This is a genomic window from Halobaculum limi, assembly GCF_029490015.1.
Lineage (GTDB): Archaea > Halobacteriota > Halobacteria > Halobacteriales > Haloferacaceae > Halobaculum > Halobaculum limi.
The window spans coordinates 149,884-166,120 of the sequence record NZ_CP120468.1 but is presented as its reverse complement, the minus strand read 5'-3'; the positions used below and the strand labels follow the sequence as shown (position 1 = coordinate 166,120).

Annotated in this window: 17 protein-coding genes; 9 read left to right on the top strand and 8 right to left on the bottom strand. The window is 68.9% G+C overall.

Features of this window, described 5'->3' with window-relative positions; genetic code table 11:
- Positions 1-50: 50 nt before the first annotated feature.
- The 3 genes from P0D77_RS00775 to btuC form a co-directional block, all read right to left on the bottom strand.
- Entirely contained in the window at positions 51-1,040 is a 990-nt protein-coding gene (locus P0D77_RS00775) for a class I SAM-dependent methyltransferase (RefSeq protein ID WP_277554220.1), read from the bottom strand.
- An 80-nt stretch (positions 1,041-1,120) separates the two neighbouring features.
- Positions 1,121-1,975, bottom strand: coding sequence for an ABC transporter ATP-binding protein (locus P0D77_RS00770; RefSeq protein WP_277554218.1), 855 nt, complete (start codon positions 1,973-1,975; stop codon positions 1,121-1,123).
- Complete coding sequence (gene btuC / locus P0D77_RS00765; protein ID WP_277554216.1) at positions 1,972-3,111, bottom strand: vitamin B12 ABC transporter permease BtuC; 1,140 nt, start codon at positions 3,109-3,111, stop codon at positions 1,972-1,974. The genes P0D77_RS00770 and btuC overlap by 4 nt, the downstream gene beginning before the upstream one ends.
- Positions 3,112-3,169: 58 nt before the next feature.
- Between btuC and P0D77_RS00760 the strand changes: the two genes are divergently transcribed.
- The 9 genes from P0D77_RS00760 (at position 3,170) to P0D77_RS00720 (ending at position 11,030) form a co-directional block, all read left to right on the top strand.
- A complete protein-coding gene (locus P0D77_RS00760) occupies positions 3,170-4,354 on the top strand; it encodes a PGF-CTERM-anchored ABC transporter substrate-binding protein (RefSeq protein ID WP_277554214.1) in 1,185 nt (394 codons plus the stop codon).
- A 39-nt stretch (positions 4,355-4,393) separates the two neighbouring features.
- Positions 4,394-4,849, top strand: a complete 456-nt coding sequence (locus P0D77_RS00755; protein ID WP_277554213.1) for an SHOCT domain-containing protein — start codon at positions 4,394-4,396, stop codon at positions 4,847-4,849.
- Between the two features lie 79 nt (positions 4,850-4,928).
- Positions 4,929-5,210 (top strand): signal recognition particle subunit SRP19, encoded by a 282-nt coding sequence (srp19, locus tag P0D77_RS00750; protein WP_277554212.1) that lies wholly within the window; start codon positions 4,929-4,931, stop codon positions 5,208-5,210.
- Between the two features lie 6 nt (positions 5,211-5,216).
- Complete coding sequence (locus tag P0D77_RS00745) at positions 5,217-5,447, top strand: H/ACA ribonucleoprotein complex subunit GAR1 (protein ID WP_277554210.1); 231 nt, start codon at positions 5,217-5,219, stop codon at positions 5,445-5,447.
- A 69-nt stretch (positions 5,448-5,516) separates the two neighbouring features.
- Positions 5,517-7,064 carry an APC family permease gene (locus P0D77_RS00740; RefSeq protein WP_277554208.1) on the top strand — a complete coding sequence of 516 codons (1,548 nt, stop codon included), beginning with the start codon at positions 5,517-5,519 and terminating at the stop codon, positions 7,062-7,064.
- A 3-nt stretch (positions 7,065-7,067) separates the two neighbouring features.
- Positions 7,068-7,736: a potassium channel family protein gene (locus P0D77_RS00735; RefSeq protein ID WP_277554207.1), complete on the top strand. Its 669-nt coding sequence runs from the start codon at positions 7,068-7,070 to the stop codon at positions 7,734-7,736.
- A gap of 46 nt (positions 7,737-7,782) precedes the next feature.
- Positions 7,783-8,109: a hypothetical protein gene (locus tag P0D77_RS00730; RefSeq protein WP_277554206.1), complete on the top strand. Its 327-nt coding sequence runs from the start codon at positions 7,783-7,785 to the stop codon at positions 8,107-8,109.
- A gap of 60 nt (positions 8,110-8,169) precedes the next feature.
- Complete coding sequence (gene gatB / locus P0D77_RS00725) at positions 8,170-9,687, top strand: Asp-tRNA(Asn)/Glu-tRNA(Gln) amidotransferase subunit GatB (RefSeq protein ID WP_277554204.1); 1,518 nt, start codon at positions 8,170-8,172, stop codon at positions 9,685-9,687.
- Between the two features lie 107 nt (positions 9,688-9,794).
- Positions 9,795-11,030, top strand: coding sequence for a hypothetical protein (locus tag P0D77_RS00720; RefSeq protein ID WP_277554203.1), 1,236 nt, complete (start codon positions 9,795-9,797; stop codon positions 11,028-11,030).
- A gap of 45 nt (positions 11,031-11,075) precedes the next feature.
- Here the strand turns inward: P0D77_RS00720 and P0D77_RS00715 are convergent, their stop codons facing one another.
- The 5 genes from P0D77_RS00715 to P0D77_RS00695 form a co-directional block, all read right to left on the bottom strand.
- A complete protein-coding gene (locus tag P0D77_RS00715) occupies positions 11,076-12,572 on the bottom strand; it encodes an MATE family efflux transporter (protein WP_303657474.1) in 1,497 nt (498 codons plus the stop codon).
- A 76-nt stretch (positions 12,573-12,648) separates the two neighbouring features.
- Complete coding sequence (locus P0D77_RS00710) at positions 12,649-13,377, bottom strand: DUF8127 domain-containing protein (protein ID WP_277554202.1); 729 nt, start codon at positions 13,375-13,377, stop codon at positions 12,649-12,651.
- Positions 13,378-13,437: 60 nt separating this feature from the next.
- Complete coding sequence (locus P0D77_RS00705) at positions 13,438-14,430, bottom strand: metal ABC transporter permease (RefSeq protein ID WP_277554201.1); 993 nt, start codon at positions 14,428-14,430, stop codon at positions 13,438-13,440.
- Positions 14,427-15,170: a metal ABC transporter ATP-binding protein gene (locus tag P0D77_RS00700; protein ID WP_277554200.1), complete on the bottom strand. Its 744-nt coding sequence runs from the start codon at positions 15,168-15,170 to the stop codon at positions 14,427-14,429. Before P0D77_RS00700 ends, P0D77_RS00705 begins: the two co-directional genes overlap by 4 nt.
- Positions 15,167-16,207, bottom strand: coding sequence for a metal ABC transporter substrate-binding protein (locus P0D77_RS00695; RefSeq protein WP_277554199.1), 1,041 nt, complete (start codon positions 16,205-16,207; stop codon positions 15,167-15,169). The genes P0D77_RS00700 and P0D77_RS00695 overlap by 4 nt, the downstream gene beginning before the upstream one ends.
- Between the last annotated feature and the right edge of the window lie 30 nt (positions 16,208-16,237).

Genomic DNA, 16,237 nt, shown 5'->3' with positions numbered 1-16,237 from the left:
AAATAAGGATTCCGAATGCGTGACGCCGTGCCCATCGTTCACACGACGCCTCACGACCGGTGAATCCGCACGTCCAGACAGACGTTGAGTTCGTGGGGCGCGTACGAGCGCACCTCGTGGCGCGTCAGCACCTCCACTTCGTAGCCCGCTGGCTCGGCGGCCTCGCGGATGGCACGCTCGCCCGGACCGAACGGGTCGTCTTCGTGCTGGATGTCGTAAAGGTGGAGCACGCAGTCGTCGCTCGCGAGGCGCACGGCGGTGTCGAGGAAGTCGTCGGCGCTGTGCGGGAGGTTCATCACGACGCGGTCGGCCCAGCCGTCGTAGTCGGCGGTCGTCTCGCGCACGTCGCCCTCTAGCAGCGTAATCCGTTCTGCGACGCCGTTGCGCTCGGCGTTCTCCCGGAGGTATCGGATGGCGGCCGGGTTCACGTCACACGCGAGGACGTCGCCACCGCGGGCGGCCATCGGAATCGCGAACGGGCCGACGCCCGCGAACATATCGACGACGCGTTCTCCGTCGTTGACCTGTTCGGTGACTCGGTGGCGTTCGGTGGCGAGGCGCGGCGAGAAGTACACCTCCGCGATGTCGAGGGCGAACTCGTGGCCGTACTCGCGGTGGACGGTCTCGGTGTCGTCGCCGTACAACACGTCCCACTCGCGCACGCGGAACTCGCCGGACACCTTCGAGGCGCGGTTGACGACCGTCTCGCAGGGCACGTCCGACTCGACGATGGCGTCGGCTATCTCGCGGGCGCGGTCGGGGTCGTCCTCGTCGATGATCACGACGTCGCCGAGCCGCTCGTAGGTGGGTTCGAAGCCGAGGATCTCTGCGGGCGGCGTCGGCCCGTCGCGTTCGGCCGTCACGCGGTCGACGACGTCGTAGCCAGCGTCGCGGGCGGCGTCGGCGTCGACGACGGGGACGTAGATGTCACCGTCTTCGACGGCGATTTCGCGGTCGCCGTCGAGGAGGTCGTGCTCCGCGAGCGCCTGTCGCGTCGCCTCGCCGGACTCGAGGGGCGCGCGAACACACGGCGTAGACATACTCGGAGTCGTCGACACGAGCGAAAAGGGCTACCGGTCCGGGACGGATTCGGCGGCTGCGCCGTCACGCTGCTCGCGACTTACTCCGCGCGGCCGTTCCAGGGTGCCACGTCGTCGTCTCGAAGCGCCGTCACCATCGGTGACCCGACGGCAGGATCATCGTTGACGGCGGTGCGGACGCCGAACGCCTCGTCGATGGCGTCGGCAGCGAGCACCTCACGCGGCGACCCAGTCGCGCGAACGCGACCGTTCGCGAGGAGAACGAGACGGTCGCAGACGCGGGCGGCGAGGTTCAGGTCGTGGATGGCCGCCAGCGCGGCCTTCCCGTCGTCGACAGCCTCGCGCACGAGTTCGAGCGTGCGGAGTTGGTGGTTGATGTCGAGACTCGCGGTCGGTTCGTCCAGCAGGAGCGCCGGCGTCTCGGCGGCCAACGCCCGCGCGAACAGCACCCGCTGGCGTTCCCCGCCCGACAGTGTCGTCACCGAGCGGTCGGCGAACTCGGACACCTCTGCCCGCTCCATCGCACGGCGGACCGCCGCGCGGTCGTCGTCGGTCGTCGTCCCGAACCGCGAGACGTAGGCCGTCCGGCCCATCTCCACGACCGTCTCCACGTCGAACTCGAAGGCGGTGTTCGTCTCCTGCGGGACGGTCGCGACGAGGCGAGCGACCTCGCGTTGAGAGAGGGTCGTTCGCTCTCGGCCATCAAGCAGGATCGACCCGCTGTCGAACGCGAGCGTGCCGTTGCACGCCGCGATGAGCGTCGTCTTGCCAGCGCCGTTGGGGCCGACGAGGCCGACGAGTTCGCCACGGTCGACCGACACCGAGACGCCGTCGAGGATGCATTCGCCGCCGCGAGAGACGACGAGGTCGCGGACGTCGATGAGGGGTGTGTCTCCGGCCTCTTCGGTCGTCTCGGTTCCGCCGGAGTCGCTCACAGCGCGTACACCTCCCGCGTCCGAAGCAGGTACAGGAAGAACGGTGCGCCCGCGGCGGCGGTGACGATGCCGACCGGCAGTTCTGCAAGCCCCGACCGGGCGACCGTATCCGCAGCGACGAGGAAACTCCCGCCCGCGAGCGCACTCGTCGGCAGGAGGATCCGGTGGTCCGGCCCCACGAGCAGGCGTACCCCGTGGGGGACGATGAGGCCGACGAAGCCGATGACGCCGGAAACGGCGACCGCAGCGCCCGTCAGCACCGACGAGATGGCGAGCAGCGCCCGCTTACTTCGCTCGGCGTCGACGCCGAGGGCGACGGCGTCCGACTCACCCAACAGGAGGACGTTCAGGTCGCGGGCGTACGCGAACAGCACAAGTGTCAGCGCCGGGACGAGGACGGCCGCGACCGCCACTTCCGCCCACGTCGCCCCGCTCAAGTGCCCCATCAGCCAGTACGTCACCCGGCGGATCGACTCACCCGAGCGCAGGAGGAGATACGAGACGACCGCGCCGAGGAACGTCTGGACGGCGACGCCAGCGAGCAACAGCGTCGCGACCGGCGTCCGACCGTCTCGAGAGGCGATGAGGTAGACGCCGAACCCGGCGACGAGCGCCCCACAGAAGGCGGCGATCTGGAGTCCTGCGCCGTCGGCCAAGAACGGCCGAAGGGGCCCAACCAGCGAGAGGAGCGCCGAGGAGGCGACGATCCACGACACCGCGCCCACCGCGGCGCCAGAGGAGACGCCGATGACGCCGGGGTCGGCCATCGGGTTGCGGAAGAAGCCCTGCATCACCGTTCCCGCAGCAGCGAGGGCGATGCCGACGAACGCCGCCAGCAGGATGCGCGGCAGGCGCACGCGCATTACGATGGCCTCGTGGGTGTCGGAGACGGCGAACGCGAACGGATGCGCGAACTGCACCCGAAGCGGCAGTCCCGCAGTCAGGGGACCGCCCGCGCCGCCGGCGCTTACCCACTCGACGCCCGCGGGGACGACGACGGCGTTGGCGACGACTGCGACGACTGTCCGCGCGGGCACCGAGACCGGGCCAATGCCGGCGCTCACGGTCACTGCGGCGACCAACACCGCGAACAGGCCCACCGAGTAGGCGGCCGTTCGACGCCAGACGCGTGTCACGAACTCAAGGCTGTTTGCATTAGGTAAATATTTATTGTATTGTCCGGTTGCTGGCGACGTGAACGCATCACGGATCACGACGCTGTTGGTCGTCTCGTTGCTGCTCGTCTCGGCGGTACCTGCGGTCGCTGCCACCGGATCTGCCGGGAGCGCGAGCACAGCGACGACGACCGACGTGGGCGCACACGCGCTCGCATCGGCACAGACACAGACTACGTGTACGTTCCCCGTCTCGGCGACTGACGCCACGGGGACGGAGGTAACGTTGGACGAACGCCCCGAGCGGGTGACGACGTTGAACCCGAGCGCCGCCCAGACGATGTGGGAGATCGGCGGCGAGTCGCAGGTGGTCGGCGTGACCCAGTACGCCTCGTACCTGGACGGTGCTGACGCGAAGACGAACGTCTCTGGTTCCGGCTTCGGTGCGAGCGTCGAGAAGGTCGTGGGAACGAGCCCCGACCTGGTGCTCGCGCCGAACACGACCTCGACCGAGACGGTTCGATCGCTTCGGGACGCGGGGCTGACGGTGTTCCACTTCTCGACGGCGACCACCATCGAGGATGTCCGCGAGAAGACGACGCTCATCGGGCAGTTGACCGGCAACTGCGAGGGCGCCGCCGAGGCGAACGCCTGGATGATGGCGAACGTCGAGACGGCACGCGAGGCGACCGCCGACGGTGAGGACGTTCGCGTGCTGTACCCGCTCGGCGGCGGCTACGTCGCCGGCACGGACACGTACATCGACGCGATGCTGTCCGTCTCGGGCGGCGCGAACGTCGCTGCCGAGCGTAATCTGACCGGCTATCCGCAGGTCAACAGTGAGGTCCTCCTCGAGTTGGCTCCTGAGTATCTCGTCGTCACCGAGTCGTCGTCGTACCTCCTCGGACAGGAACCGTACACGAGTATGCCTGCCGTCGAGGACAACAACACGGTCAGCGTCGACAGCAACTGGATGACGCAGCCAGCGCCGCGGTCGGTCGTGACCGGCGTACGGACGCTGACGCGCGGCTTCCACCCCGACGCGGCGGCGAACGCCGAGTTCGAAACCCGCGCGGAGGCGGTCGCGGCGATGGCGACCCCGACCGCCACGGCGACCGAGAGCCAACCGATCACCGACTCGCCGACCGCCGTCGACGACACGCCGGCGAGTTCGCCCACCGAGACCACCGGCCCCGGATTCGGCGTCGCGCTGGCGGTGTTGGCGGTCCTCGGGTCGGCGTTGCTCGCGCGGCGCGAGCGGTAACGTCGGTCGATTTATTCTTTCTCCCTCGGATCGCCCGGTATGAGCGCGAGCCCTGCCGATCGATTCCGCGAAAACGCCACCGGCATCGTGAGCACGCTCGTCACCGGCATCTGGCTGGCGGCGCTGTTCACGGGGCAAGACTGGTGGCTCGCGGCCCTCCTGTTCGGCTACGTCGTCGTCGTGCCGTTGACGGCGCTGCTGTTCGGCGACGAGAGCGACGTCGACGAGTGGTGGGACGAGGAGGTCAAGGGACTCGACCCGCTCGACACCTCGACGGCCGACGAGACGGACGACACTGCGCCGAGCGACGCCGACACGAGCGACGCCCTCGCCACCCTCCGCGACCGCTACGCGCGGGGCGACCTCACCGACGAGCAGTTCGAGCGGAAACTCGACCGCCTACTGGAGTCTGAGTCGCTGGAAGACGTCGAGGACCGCCGCCGCCGCGAGCGACGGGAGACGACCCGCGACCGCGAGACAGAGCGCGAACGATAGCACTCGATCCCCGCGCGCTCGTCGAGTGCGGCGACCGACGATAGCACCCTTTTTCCGCGCGGGCGTCGGCGTTCGGGGTATGGTCGAGAACGTCCTCTGGCCCGCGTACTTCGATGCGGCGTTCACCCGTGCCGAGGGGCGACGCGTCCCCGAGGACCTCGCGGTGTCTGAGCCGACGGTCGACGAGATCGCGAAGGCCGTCCAACAGGTCGGCTACGACGCGAAGATAGAACGGGACAAAGCGTACAGCCGGGAGTTCGAGACGCGCGGCTGTGTGGTCGTCACGGGAACCGACGAGACGGCGAAGAACGACCTCGTGCAGGCCGTCGGGGCGTACCTCGGCGTCATCCGCGGGGACTGACCCGCGATGCAGCGCGTCGGCGAAGTCGTCAGAACCGCGCAGGGTCTCGCGGTCGTTCGCGTTCCCGCGGACACCGACCCGGCGCGAATCGGTAGCGAGGTCGTCGACGAGTCGCTCGACACTGTGGGTCGCGTCGTCGACGTGTTCGGACCCGTCGACAACCCCTACGTCGCCGTGTCGCCGTCGGATCGCTCGCGACTGACCGGGATGCTCGGGACGAAACTGTACGCTCGCTGATTCTGCGACTTCCCGACGCGACCCGTGCCCTTTCATAGGAGGGCCAGTACGGTCCTGACGAACTAACGAATGAGTCGAGAGGGGACACGCAAGCCAGCGGCGGAACTGGGACTGCTCGACGCGACGATGATCGGGATGGGGGCGATGATCGGCGCGGGCATCTTCGTGTTGACCGGCCTCGCGGCGGAAATATCCGGGCCGGCGGCGATCCTCGTGTTCGCACTCAACGGGGTCGTCACGGCGTTCACCGGACTGTCGTACGCGGAGTTGGCCGCGGCGATTCCCAAGTCCGGTGGCGGATACGCCTTCGTCCGCGAAGTGTTCGGCGACGTCGCCTCCTTCGTGATGGGGTGGATGTTGTGGTTCGCGTATATGATCGCCGGCGGTCTGTACGCGCTCGGATTCGCACCGAACTTCCTCGAACTCCTCCACGTGTACGGCTACGTCCCCCCACCGGACGCGGTCGGCGCGGTCGCCGTGCCGGTGGTGCCGGTCGCCATCCCGGCGAACGTCGGCCTGGCGATGAGCGCGGTCGCACTGCTCGTCGCGGTCAACGCCGTCTCGACGGCCGCCAGCGGGAGCGTCGAGACCATCTTCACCATCGTGAAGGTGTCTATCCTCGTCGTGTTCGTCGCGTTCGGCCTCGCGTCGGCGGGCGGACCCGGCGAGGCGAGTTTCACTCTCCAGAACTTCGATCCGCTGTTCCCCGACACCGGCGGGGCCGCGAGCATCCTCCCTGCGATGGGCCTGACGTTCATCGCCTTCGAGGGGTACGACCTCATCACGACCGTCACCGAGGAGGTGGAGAACCCCCGCGAGAACATCCCGAAGGCCATCTTCGTCAGCCTCGCGGCGACGGTCGTCGTCTACCTCGCTGTCGTCACGGTCGCGATCGGTACCTTGGGCGCGGACGGTCTCGCGGCCGCCGGCGAGGCCGGCATCGCGGCGGCGGCCACCTCGTTTATGCCGACCAACCTCCCTGTGATCCGAAACGGTGGCGCGGTCATCGTGTTCGGCGCGGTGTTCTCGACGGTGACGGCGCTGAACGCGGTCGTCATCGCCTCCTCGCGGGTGGCGTTCTCGATGGGCCGAGAGGGGCAACTGCTCCCGTCGTTCGGGAACATCCACCACCGCTACGGGACGCCGTTCGTCGCTATCCTCGCAAGCGCCGTCGTGATGCTGGCGTCCGTCTCGCTGCCGACCGCGAGCGCCGGCAATATGTCGAGCCTGTTCTTCCTGCTGTCGTTCATCGTCGTCAACGGCGCGGTGATCCGCCTGCGTCGCCGCCGCCCCGATATGGCTCGCCCGTACGAGGTGCCGTACTACCCCCTGACGCCGATCATCGGCATCGTGCTCAACCTCGTCCTCGCGGGGGTGCTCGTCGAGTACCTCCTCGGCACCGACCGCCTCGCGCTCGTGTTGAGCGCGGGGTGGATTCTCGCCGGAGTGGTCGCCTACTACGCGCTCGACCGGCTTCGAGACGGCTCCGCCGGCGCCGAGGCGGAGACGGACTCCGACGCTGGGCCGGGATCGGTGGCTGCCGGCGGGAGCCCCGCATCGGACGGTACTGCGGCGGCGTCGGCCGACGCGCCTAACACCGACGAGGGGGACGCCTGAGATATGTCCGGGCCACTTCGTGTCCTCGTCATCGGCTGTGGTCGAGTCGGCGGTCGCGCGGCGCACCTGCTTGACGACCACGGTCACGATGTCGTCGTCATCGAACAGGACCCCGCCGTCGCCGACGCGTTCGCCGACGAGTACGTCGCCACGGTGATCCGCGGCGACGCGACCAGACCGAGCGTGCTCGAACAAGCCGACCTCGGCCGCGTCGACGTCGTCGCCGCGCTCACCGGCACCACCGGGACGAACCTCGCGGTGTGTATGGCTGTCTCGCGACTGGCCGACGGCGTCCGGACCGTGATGCGCACCGACCACGACGTCGCCGACGAGTACGACGCCCTCGTCGACGAGGTGGTGTTCCCCGAGCGTGCGGGGGCACGCGCGGCGGCGAACGCCGTCGACCGCGGGGTCCGTGCGCTCGAAGACGTGACTGGTGCGGTGGAGGTCCTGGAGATCGAGGTCGCCGAGGGAGCGCCGGTCGCCGGCCGATCGCTCACCGACATCGCGCTTCCCAGTGGGAGTCTCGTCGTCTCCGACGGCGACGGCGACCGGATCGCCGGGTCGGAGACGGTGTTAGAGGCGGGCCGCTCGTACGTCGTCGCGGCGGAACCGGCCGTAAGCGACGAGATCGTGACGCTGTTCCGCGGTGGCGCACGTCGAACTGGGTGAGCAGGTCGCCGCACACTTTTGATTCGGGCCGATGAACCGTGTCGGTATGTCCTCGGACCGCTCGCTCGCCGCCGTCGTGCCGGACTCGCTCGTTCCGGTCGCGGTGACCATCCGGACGGCCTTCCCCGGCGGCCCGTTTCCACTCGTCCGGATCGTCCGGTACGCGGCGCTGTCGCTCGTGATCCTCGGAGCGGGATTCCTCGTAGGTGACGCCGCCGTCGCGATTCTCGGCGTCGCCTCGGCGTTCACGTCGCCGGTGATCGGCCCGCTGTGGAGCGAGTTCACCGCCGTCGTTCACGGGGCGGTCGACGCGTTCACGATCCTCGTCGCCCTCGGCGTCTTCTTCACGCAGTTCGAGTCCGACGGCGCGTAGTCGAGCGTCGGCGCGTGCGTCCCGTCAGGCTTTACCTGCGGCGTCGCAAACCCCGGTTCAATGGCACGAGCAGCCGAGCGGGCCGAGTTGGTGCCCGTCATCGGGTTGGAGGTCCACGTCCAACTCGAGACGGACACCAAGATCTTCTGCGGGTGTTCGACCGACCCCGTCGAAGACGAGGAGCCCAACACGCGCGTCTGTCCCACCTGTCTCGGGCTCCCCGGAGCCCTCCCGGTTCTCAACGAGGCGGCCGTCGAGGCCGCCGTCAAGGTGGGGAAGGCGCTCGACGCCGACATCCCCGAGGAGACCAGATTCCACCGGAAGAACTACTACTACCCCGACCTCCCCAAGAACTTCCAGATCACCCAGTACGACGCGCCGCTGTGTGCCGACGGGGAACTGGAGTTCTCCCACGAAGGTGACCGCCGGACGGTGAACGTCCGCCGCGCCCACCTCGAAGAAGACCCGGGCAGTCTCCGCCACGTCCGTGAGGGCCCCGCGGACCTCGACGTGCGCACCACGTCGGTCGACCGTGCGGACTACTCGCTTGTCGACTACAACCGCGCTGGAACGCCGCTGATGGAGGTCGTCACCGAACCTGACTTCCGCCACCCGAAGGAGGTGCGCGCGTTCCTCGAGAAACTGGAGGAGGTGCTGGAGTACCTCGGCGTGTTCGACGCGAGTCGCGACGGCAGTCTCCGCATCGACGCCAACCTCTCGATGGTCGACGCCGACGAGGTGGCCGACGACGGCACCATCAGCGAGGACGTCTTGGAGTCTGCGAACCGCACCGAGGTCAAGAACATCTCCAGCCACAAGGGCGCGGAGAAGGCACTCAGCTACGAGCGCAACCGCCAAGAGAACCTCATCAAGCGCGGGAAGGCCGTCGCTCAGGAGACGCGCCACTTCAACGAGACGCACGGAAACACTGTTTCGATGCGCTCGAAGGAGGAGGAGAAAGACTACCGGTACTTCGGCGAGGCCGACCTGCCGGCCCTGCAGGTGTCCGACTGGAAACAGCGCATCGACATCCCGGAACTCCCGGACGCCCGCCGCGAGCGCTTCCGTGCGGAGTACGGCCTCGACGCCGAGGCGGCGTCGAAACTCACCTCCCGGAAGGCCGTCGCCGACTTCTACGAGGAGGTTGCCGAAGAGTTCGACCCCGACCTCGCGGCCGCGTGGGTCGCCGACACCCTGCTTGGCGAACTCAACTACCGCGATATGGCCGTCGAGGACGTCACCGACCGCCTCGACGAGTTCACCCGCCTCGTCGAACTCGTCGCCACCGACGAGGTGACGACGAAGAACGCCGAGGAGGTGGTCCTCCGCACGATGCTCGACGAGGGACTGACCCCCGACGAGGTCATCGACCGCGAGGGCCTCGGCACCGCTGACGACGACGAAGTCGCTACCGCCGTCGAGGAAGCAATCGACGAGAACCCCGACGCCGTCGAGGACTACCACGCCGGTGAGGGCGGCGCTATCAACTTCCTCGTCGGGCAAGTGATGGCGAAGACCGGTGGCTCCGCCGACCCCGGCGACGTGAACGGGATGCTGCGCGAGCGACTCGACGAGTAGGCACGGTCGGCAGTCGTCTCAGTCCGCGCGGCCCGTTCACCCGACTTGCCCGACGCGATTCCTATCAGACTCGAAGCACTATTGTCACCCCAGTCCGAGCGACTGGTATGCCCTCTCGTCGCCCGATCGTCGCCCTCTCGCTTGCGTTCCTTCTCGTCCTCGCCGGTTGTGGCGGCCCGCCCGACACGACCGCTCGGTGGAGCAAGAGTCCCGACGGCGACCCGAACCGGACGTACACAGAGGACCTCGACAGAATCGAGGTGACCGGCGGCAACCTCACGGTCGACCCGAACCCCGTGTGGGAAGACCTGCTGGCGGTCCGCGGTATCGAGGCTGACCCGCCGTTGTCCGTCGACGTCGACAGTCCCCGCGAGGGACTGGACCGCGACGACCCGCCCGCCCCCGGCTTCAGGCGGGCGCTCGGCGTCGACGCGGTCAACGGGTCACCATCGTACCTCGGCTACGTCGAGGACCCCTTCACGGTCCACCTCTCGTACCAGACGGCCACGGGTGACCCGGTGGTCGCCGAGTACGTCCTCGTCCATGAGTACGTCCACATCACGCAGTTCCGCGTCGACGCCTACGAGGCGGTGTACGACGTGGTCCCGGCGACCCACGACGGCGTGACCGCGGGGCGGTCAGTCACCGAGGGCGCGGCCGAGTTCGTCGCGTCTCGCTACGCCGACCGACACCTTCCGTCGTCGCTCCCGCCGTCGGTCGGTCGGAACACCAGCCAGTGGCGCACGCGGTACGTGAACGCCTCCGGTGCGAACCGCCTCTCGCTGATGAAATACTACTTCGGCTTCCGGTACGTCGAGCGTCGGATCGACGACCCCGAGAACCTCTCGGCGGTGTATCGGTCGCCGCCGCGGACGACGGAGGAACTCATCCACGCGAACGCTACCGACGCGCGGTATCCGCCGACGCTCACGCTCGACCACCGGCCTGGCGAGGACGGCGAGTGGAACCAAACGGCGGAGCGCACCCGGATGGGCGAGTTGTTCGTCAGGGGCGTCCTCGGAACGGAACTCCCAGAATCCCAGGCTGCGGCGGGGGCCGACGGCTGGGGCAACGACAAGCGCGTGGCGCTGTCGAACGGCGACGACCGCGGGTACGTCTGGGCGCTCGCCTTCGACGACCCGGCAAACGCAACCGAGTTCACGACGGCGTTCGAGGCGTACCTGACCGCCAGCGACGGCGGCCCACGCGAGGCGAACGGCGTGCGCTTCCGGATCGAGCGACCGCGCGACGACCTCGTCGTCCTCGTGTTCGGCGACGAATCGTTCCGCGAGGCGGCCACGGTCGACGCGCCACAGGACGGCTACGTGACCGTCGAGACGTAGCGCGTCACCTGCGAGTCGCCGCGCCGTCGCCCCACCCCGACCCGATCAGTCGTCGTCGACGGCGGGAACGTCGCCGGCGTCGTCGCCGCGAGCGTTGTCCTCCGAGGTGTCGTCTGCGGTGGCTCCTGCTTCGTCTGTGTCGTCGTCGAGGACGCCCGCCTGCCACGTCCCCCGGAGGAACCACAGCGCCCCGACCACGAGCGACCCGACCGCACCGAACGTCCACGCCCACCAGAGGCCATCCGGGCCGAGTCCCAGTCCCGACACGGGGCCGACGCCGGGGACGACGACGGTGAACGAGTACGCGAGGACGATAGCCGCGGGGATGCGAAGTCCCCACCGCGACAGCAGCGACAGGCCCATCGCGGTGCGGGTGTCGCCCGCGCCGCGGAACGCCCCCTGCAACACCATCAACCCGCCGAACGCCGCCCACGCGAGCGCCGTAATCTTGAGGAACGAGACGCCCTCGGTGACGACGGCGGCGTCGGCGACGAACACGCGGATGGCGGTCGCCGGGAACAGCCAGAACAGTCCCCCGACGGCGAACAGGACGGCCATCGTCCCGCCGGTCGCGGTCCAGGCCACCCTGCCCGCGCGGTCGGGCGTCCCCGCACCGAGGTTCTGCCCGACGCCGGTGGCCGTCGCCTGTCCGACCGCGCCCGCGACCGTCCACGAGACGGACATCAGGCGGACGCCCACGCCGTACGCGGCGGTCGCCGCGGGGCCGAACCGCGCGACCAGCGCCGCCATCGCCACCGCTGCGAACGACCGCGCCCACCCGTCGAGCGTGCCGGGATACCCGACGTCGACGAGTTTCGCCAGCACCTCGCGATTCGGCTTCAGGTCGCGCACGTGGAGTTGGATGCCCCAGTCACCCTTCAGGAGGACGTAGATACCGGCGACGGCCGCCAGCGCCCGCGCGATGAACGTCGCGATGGCCGCGCCGCGGGTGCCCATCGCTGGCACCGGACCCCATCCGAGCACGAATATCGGGTCGATGACGATGTTGACGCCGGCGGAGGCAGCCACGAGCCACATTGCGGTCTTGGTGTCGCCCGCGCCCTGGAGGGAGGCGCGAAACGCGAAGAAGAGGAACGTGAGCGGCAGGGTGAGGAAGATGACCTCGATGTACGCCAGCGACTCGGTGAACACCGCGCCCTCCGCACCGATCCAGCGTAAGAGCGGACGGCGGGCCGCGAGGCCGACGACTGCGAGGACGACAGAGACGGCGATCGCGAGGATGGTCGTCTGTCCGACCACCTCGTCGGCGCGGCGGTCCTCGCCGGCGCCGACGTGTTGGGAGACGAGTGCAATGGTCGCCGCCGTGAGGCCCATCGCGGTGGAGACGAACATCCACGAGAGGGGGAACATCAGTGAGACGGCGGCGACGGCTTCGGGGCTGACGCGGCCGACCCAGAACACGTCCGCGATGTTGTACAGCGTCTGGAGGAGGTTGCCAAGGACGAGCGGCCACGCCAGCGAGAACAGTCGTGGCGTCACCGCTCCCTCAGTCATATCGACGCGTGCGTCGGTGTTCGCCATACGCGAGTCTCTACCGTTCCGGTGGGTCGCCGGAGCCTAAGGATTGTGGAGGCGGTCGTCGCGGCCGGCTTCGCCGTTACGACTCGCGGACGCTGTCGCGCCCGACCCGGAACAGCAACACCGCGCCGACGAGGACGGAAAGCGTCTCGAAGCCGCGTTCGACGCCCGGCTTCTCGGAGTAGCCGTCGTAGATAGGCTCCTCGTACACGAGAACGTAGCCGCCGTCGTGGCGGTAGATGCGGTTCTCGTCGAACCACGCGATAGCCTCGTCGCGGCGGGCGGAGCCGTCGTCGAGCGCCCGCTGGATCACCGGCGGCGCGTACTCGGGGTCGTCCGCGACATCCGCGAGCGCCGTCCGTGCGTCGACCCGGTCGAGACCGAAGACGAACGTCTCGTTCGCGTCGTCGTAGGTGAGCGTGCGCTCGTACACGGGGCTGTGGAGGCCGAACGCGACGTACGGCGCGTCGTCGGTCGTCGGCATCCCGTTGAAGCCGCCGATCGGTGGGTAGTCGACGGCGACGTCACCCCCACGGAGACGCGAGTCGAGGTAACAGCCGCGGTCGTGGTCGACCGTCGCCCACCGCGAGAAGCAAGCGATCTGGTCGCTGGGGGCTTCGAAGTAGTCGATCGGTCGGTCCTCGGCGGCGAGGTCGTCGTGGTCGACGGTGAGATTGCCGTCCTCGGCCGCGAGGTCGACGGTTCGGTACTCGTAGTCCGGGCCGGTCAGGTCCAGCGGCGGTCCCCACAGCGGCGCGGCGACGAGGAGGAGGGCGATGACGAGGTGGACGCGCGAGCGGGTGTCCATACTCCGACGCCCAAGCGGGAGCGGCAAGAAACGGGCGGTCGCGAACGCGCGGTCAGTCGGTCACTCGCTCCCGTCGGCGTCGCCACGGCTCGGGTCGGCGCTGGAACTCGCACCTGCGGAACCGACGGCGACCCGACCTCGAACGCGCGTCCACCCGAGGACGGCGGCGTAACAGGCGATGGCGACGAGGACGACCGTCCCGCCGGCGGCGACGTCGTACCAGTACGACAGCGTGACGCCGCCGAGCGTGGCGACGAGGCCGGCGACGACGCTCGCGGCCATCGACCGCTTGAACCCCGTCACGGGCGCAGCCGTCGCCACCGGGACGACGAGCATCGCGGCGACGAGGATGACGCCCATAATCTGCATCGCACCGACCACCACGACCGCGGTGAGGACGGCCAACAGGCGACTGTACAGGCGCACGTCGATGCCGGCGGCACGAGCGCCCACCTCGTCGAAGGTGACGTACACGAGCGGTCGGTAGGCGGCGCCCACCGCGAGACCGACGAAGACGGTCATCGCGAGGAGGATGCCGGCGTTCGCCCGCGAGACGGTCGCGAGCGACCCGAACAGGTAGGCGTTGATTCCGACGGCGATACCCCCGTCGGCGGCGGTGATGAGGACGCTCCCGACGGCGAACGACCCCGTGAGGACGATGGCCAGCGACGTGTCGCGGGAGGTGCCTGCGTAGTCGACGAGCGACTGAACGACCAGCGCGGCGGCCGCGGCGACCACCAGCGCCGTCGCCAGCGGTGGGACGCTCGTCGCGAACACCGCGTTGGCGAACAGGCCGGCGGCGACGCCCGCGAACGCCGCGTGCGCGAGCGTGTCGCCGATCATCGCCAGGTCGCGGTGGACCAGGAACGACCCGACGAGCGGGCCGACGACGGCGACGCAGACGGCCGCGAGGTACGCTCGCTGCATAAACGGCGACGCGAGGACATCGATCCCAGTCACGCCCGCGAGGGCGTCGAGTAGGCCGCCCCAGACGGTGTCGAGGACGAACTCCAGCACGGTCACCAGTGTAGCCGCGAGCGGAACACCGGTCATGGGTGGTCGTGAGCGACGACGTGTTGTGCGTTGCCGTACGCCTCTGCGAGCGCGCTCGTCTCGACGAACGCCTCGGGGTCGCCGTGGAAGAACAGTTCACGGTTGAGACACGCCACCTCACTCGCGCGGGCGGTGACGACGCCGATGTCGTGTTCGATGAGGACGACAGTCATCCCCTCCTCGTTGAGTTCGGCGAGCAGGTCGTAGAACGCCTCGCGCGACTCGGCGTCGACGCCGACCGTCGGTTCGTCCAGCGCCAGCAGGTCCGCCTCGGCCGCCAGGGCCCGCGCGATGAACGCCCGTTGGCGTTGGCCGCCCGAGAGGCGCCCGACGCGGCGGTCCGCCAGATCCGTGATGCCGACGCGCTCCATCGCCGTCTCGACGGCCCGGCGGTCGGCGTCGCTGAACCGGCCGAACAGGCGGCCGGGGTAGCGACCCATCCGCACCACCTCAGCGACGGTGATGGGCATCTCGTTGGCCGCCTCGCCGACGTCCTGCGGCACGTAGCCGACGCGCCCGCCCGAGACGGCTCGCTCCGGCGACTCACCGAACAGGGAGACGGTGCCGCCGTCAGGACGGTTGAGACCGATGATCAGTTCGAGTAGGGTCGTCTTCCCGGAGCCATTGGGGCCGACGAGGCCAAGGAACTCCCCCGCTTCGACGGTCAGCGACACGTCCTCCACCACCGGGCGGTCGCCGTACGCGAACGTCACGTCCTGCAGATCGATGGCGGCGCTCATTCAGTCAGTACTCGTTCGAGCGTCGGGAGATTAACTTCCCGCATCACGTCGAGGTAGCCCCAGTCGTCGTCTGCCCACTCGTCGGTCAGGCCCGGCATCGCCGTCAGTGGGAGGACTTCTTCGGCGTCCGTCTCGGCGACGATCTGGTCTGCCGCTCGCTGCGACTCGATGGGGTCGGCACAGACGTACCGCAGGTCGTGCGTCTCGACGAGTTCCCGCGCCCGTTCGATGTCGCGCGTCGTCGGTTGGTCGTCGGGGCCGACCCCAGTGAGCGCCTCGACGTGGACGCCGTAGCGGTCGCCGAGGTACTGGAACGAGTTGTGTCCGGCGACGAGTATCGTCTCGCGAGGTGCGTCTTCGATCGTTGCGGCGATACGGTCGTCGAGTGAGTCGAGTTCGGCGACGAACGACTCGGCGTTCTCGGCGTGTGCGTCGGCGGCGTCGGGGTCGACCGCTGAGAGCGCCTCCTGGACGGTCGCGGTGGCGTCGGCGACGCGGCGCGGGTCCATCCAGAAGTGAGGATCCATCGCGCCGGCGTGGTCGTGGCCGTCGCTCTCCTCTTCGTGGTGTTCGATTTCAGTGTGTTCGTCGTGATGCTCTCCCTCTTCGTGCTGTTCGGTACCGGAGTGGTCGTCGCCGTGGTCGTGGTCTCCAGACGCCGGGAGCAGGTCGACACCGGCGCTCGCGTCGACCGTCGTCACGTCGGCGTCGTCGGCCATCAGGTCGGCCGCGATGTCGTCGACCCACGGCTGAAACCCTGTCATCCCGTGAACGAGGAGGTCGGCGTCGCGGATCGCTTCACGGACGCGCGGCCCGGGTTCCCAACCGTGGCCGTGTTGTCCGATCGGAACGAGGAGGTCGGTGCTCGTCGCGCCGCCCGCGACCGTCGCCGCGATGTCACCGAACACGAAGAACGACGCCTGTGCGGTCGTCGACTCGGTAGTGTTTCCACCGCCGCGTGCGCCGAGACAACCGGCCAGCGATCCGGCGGCGAGCGCTCCTGCGGACCCGAGGAGGGATCGTCGAGTGTGTTCCATCTCTGGTTATTAATCTATATCACCGAAATA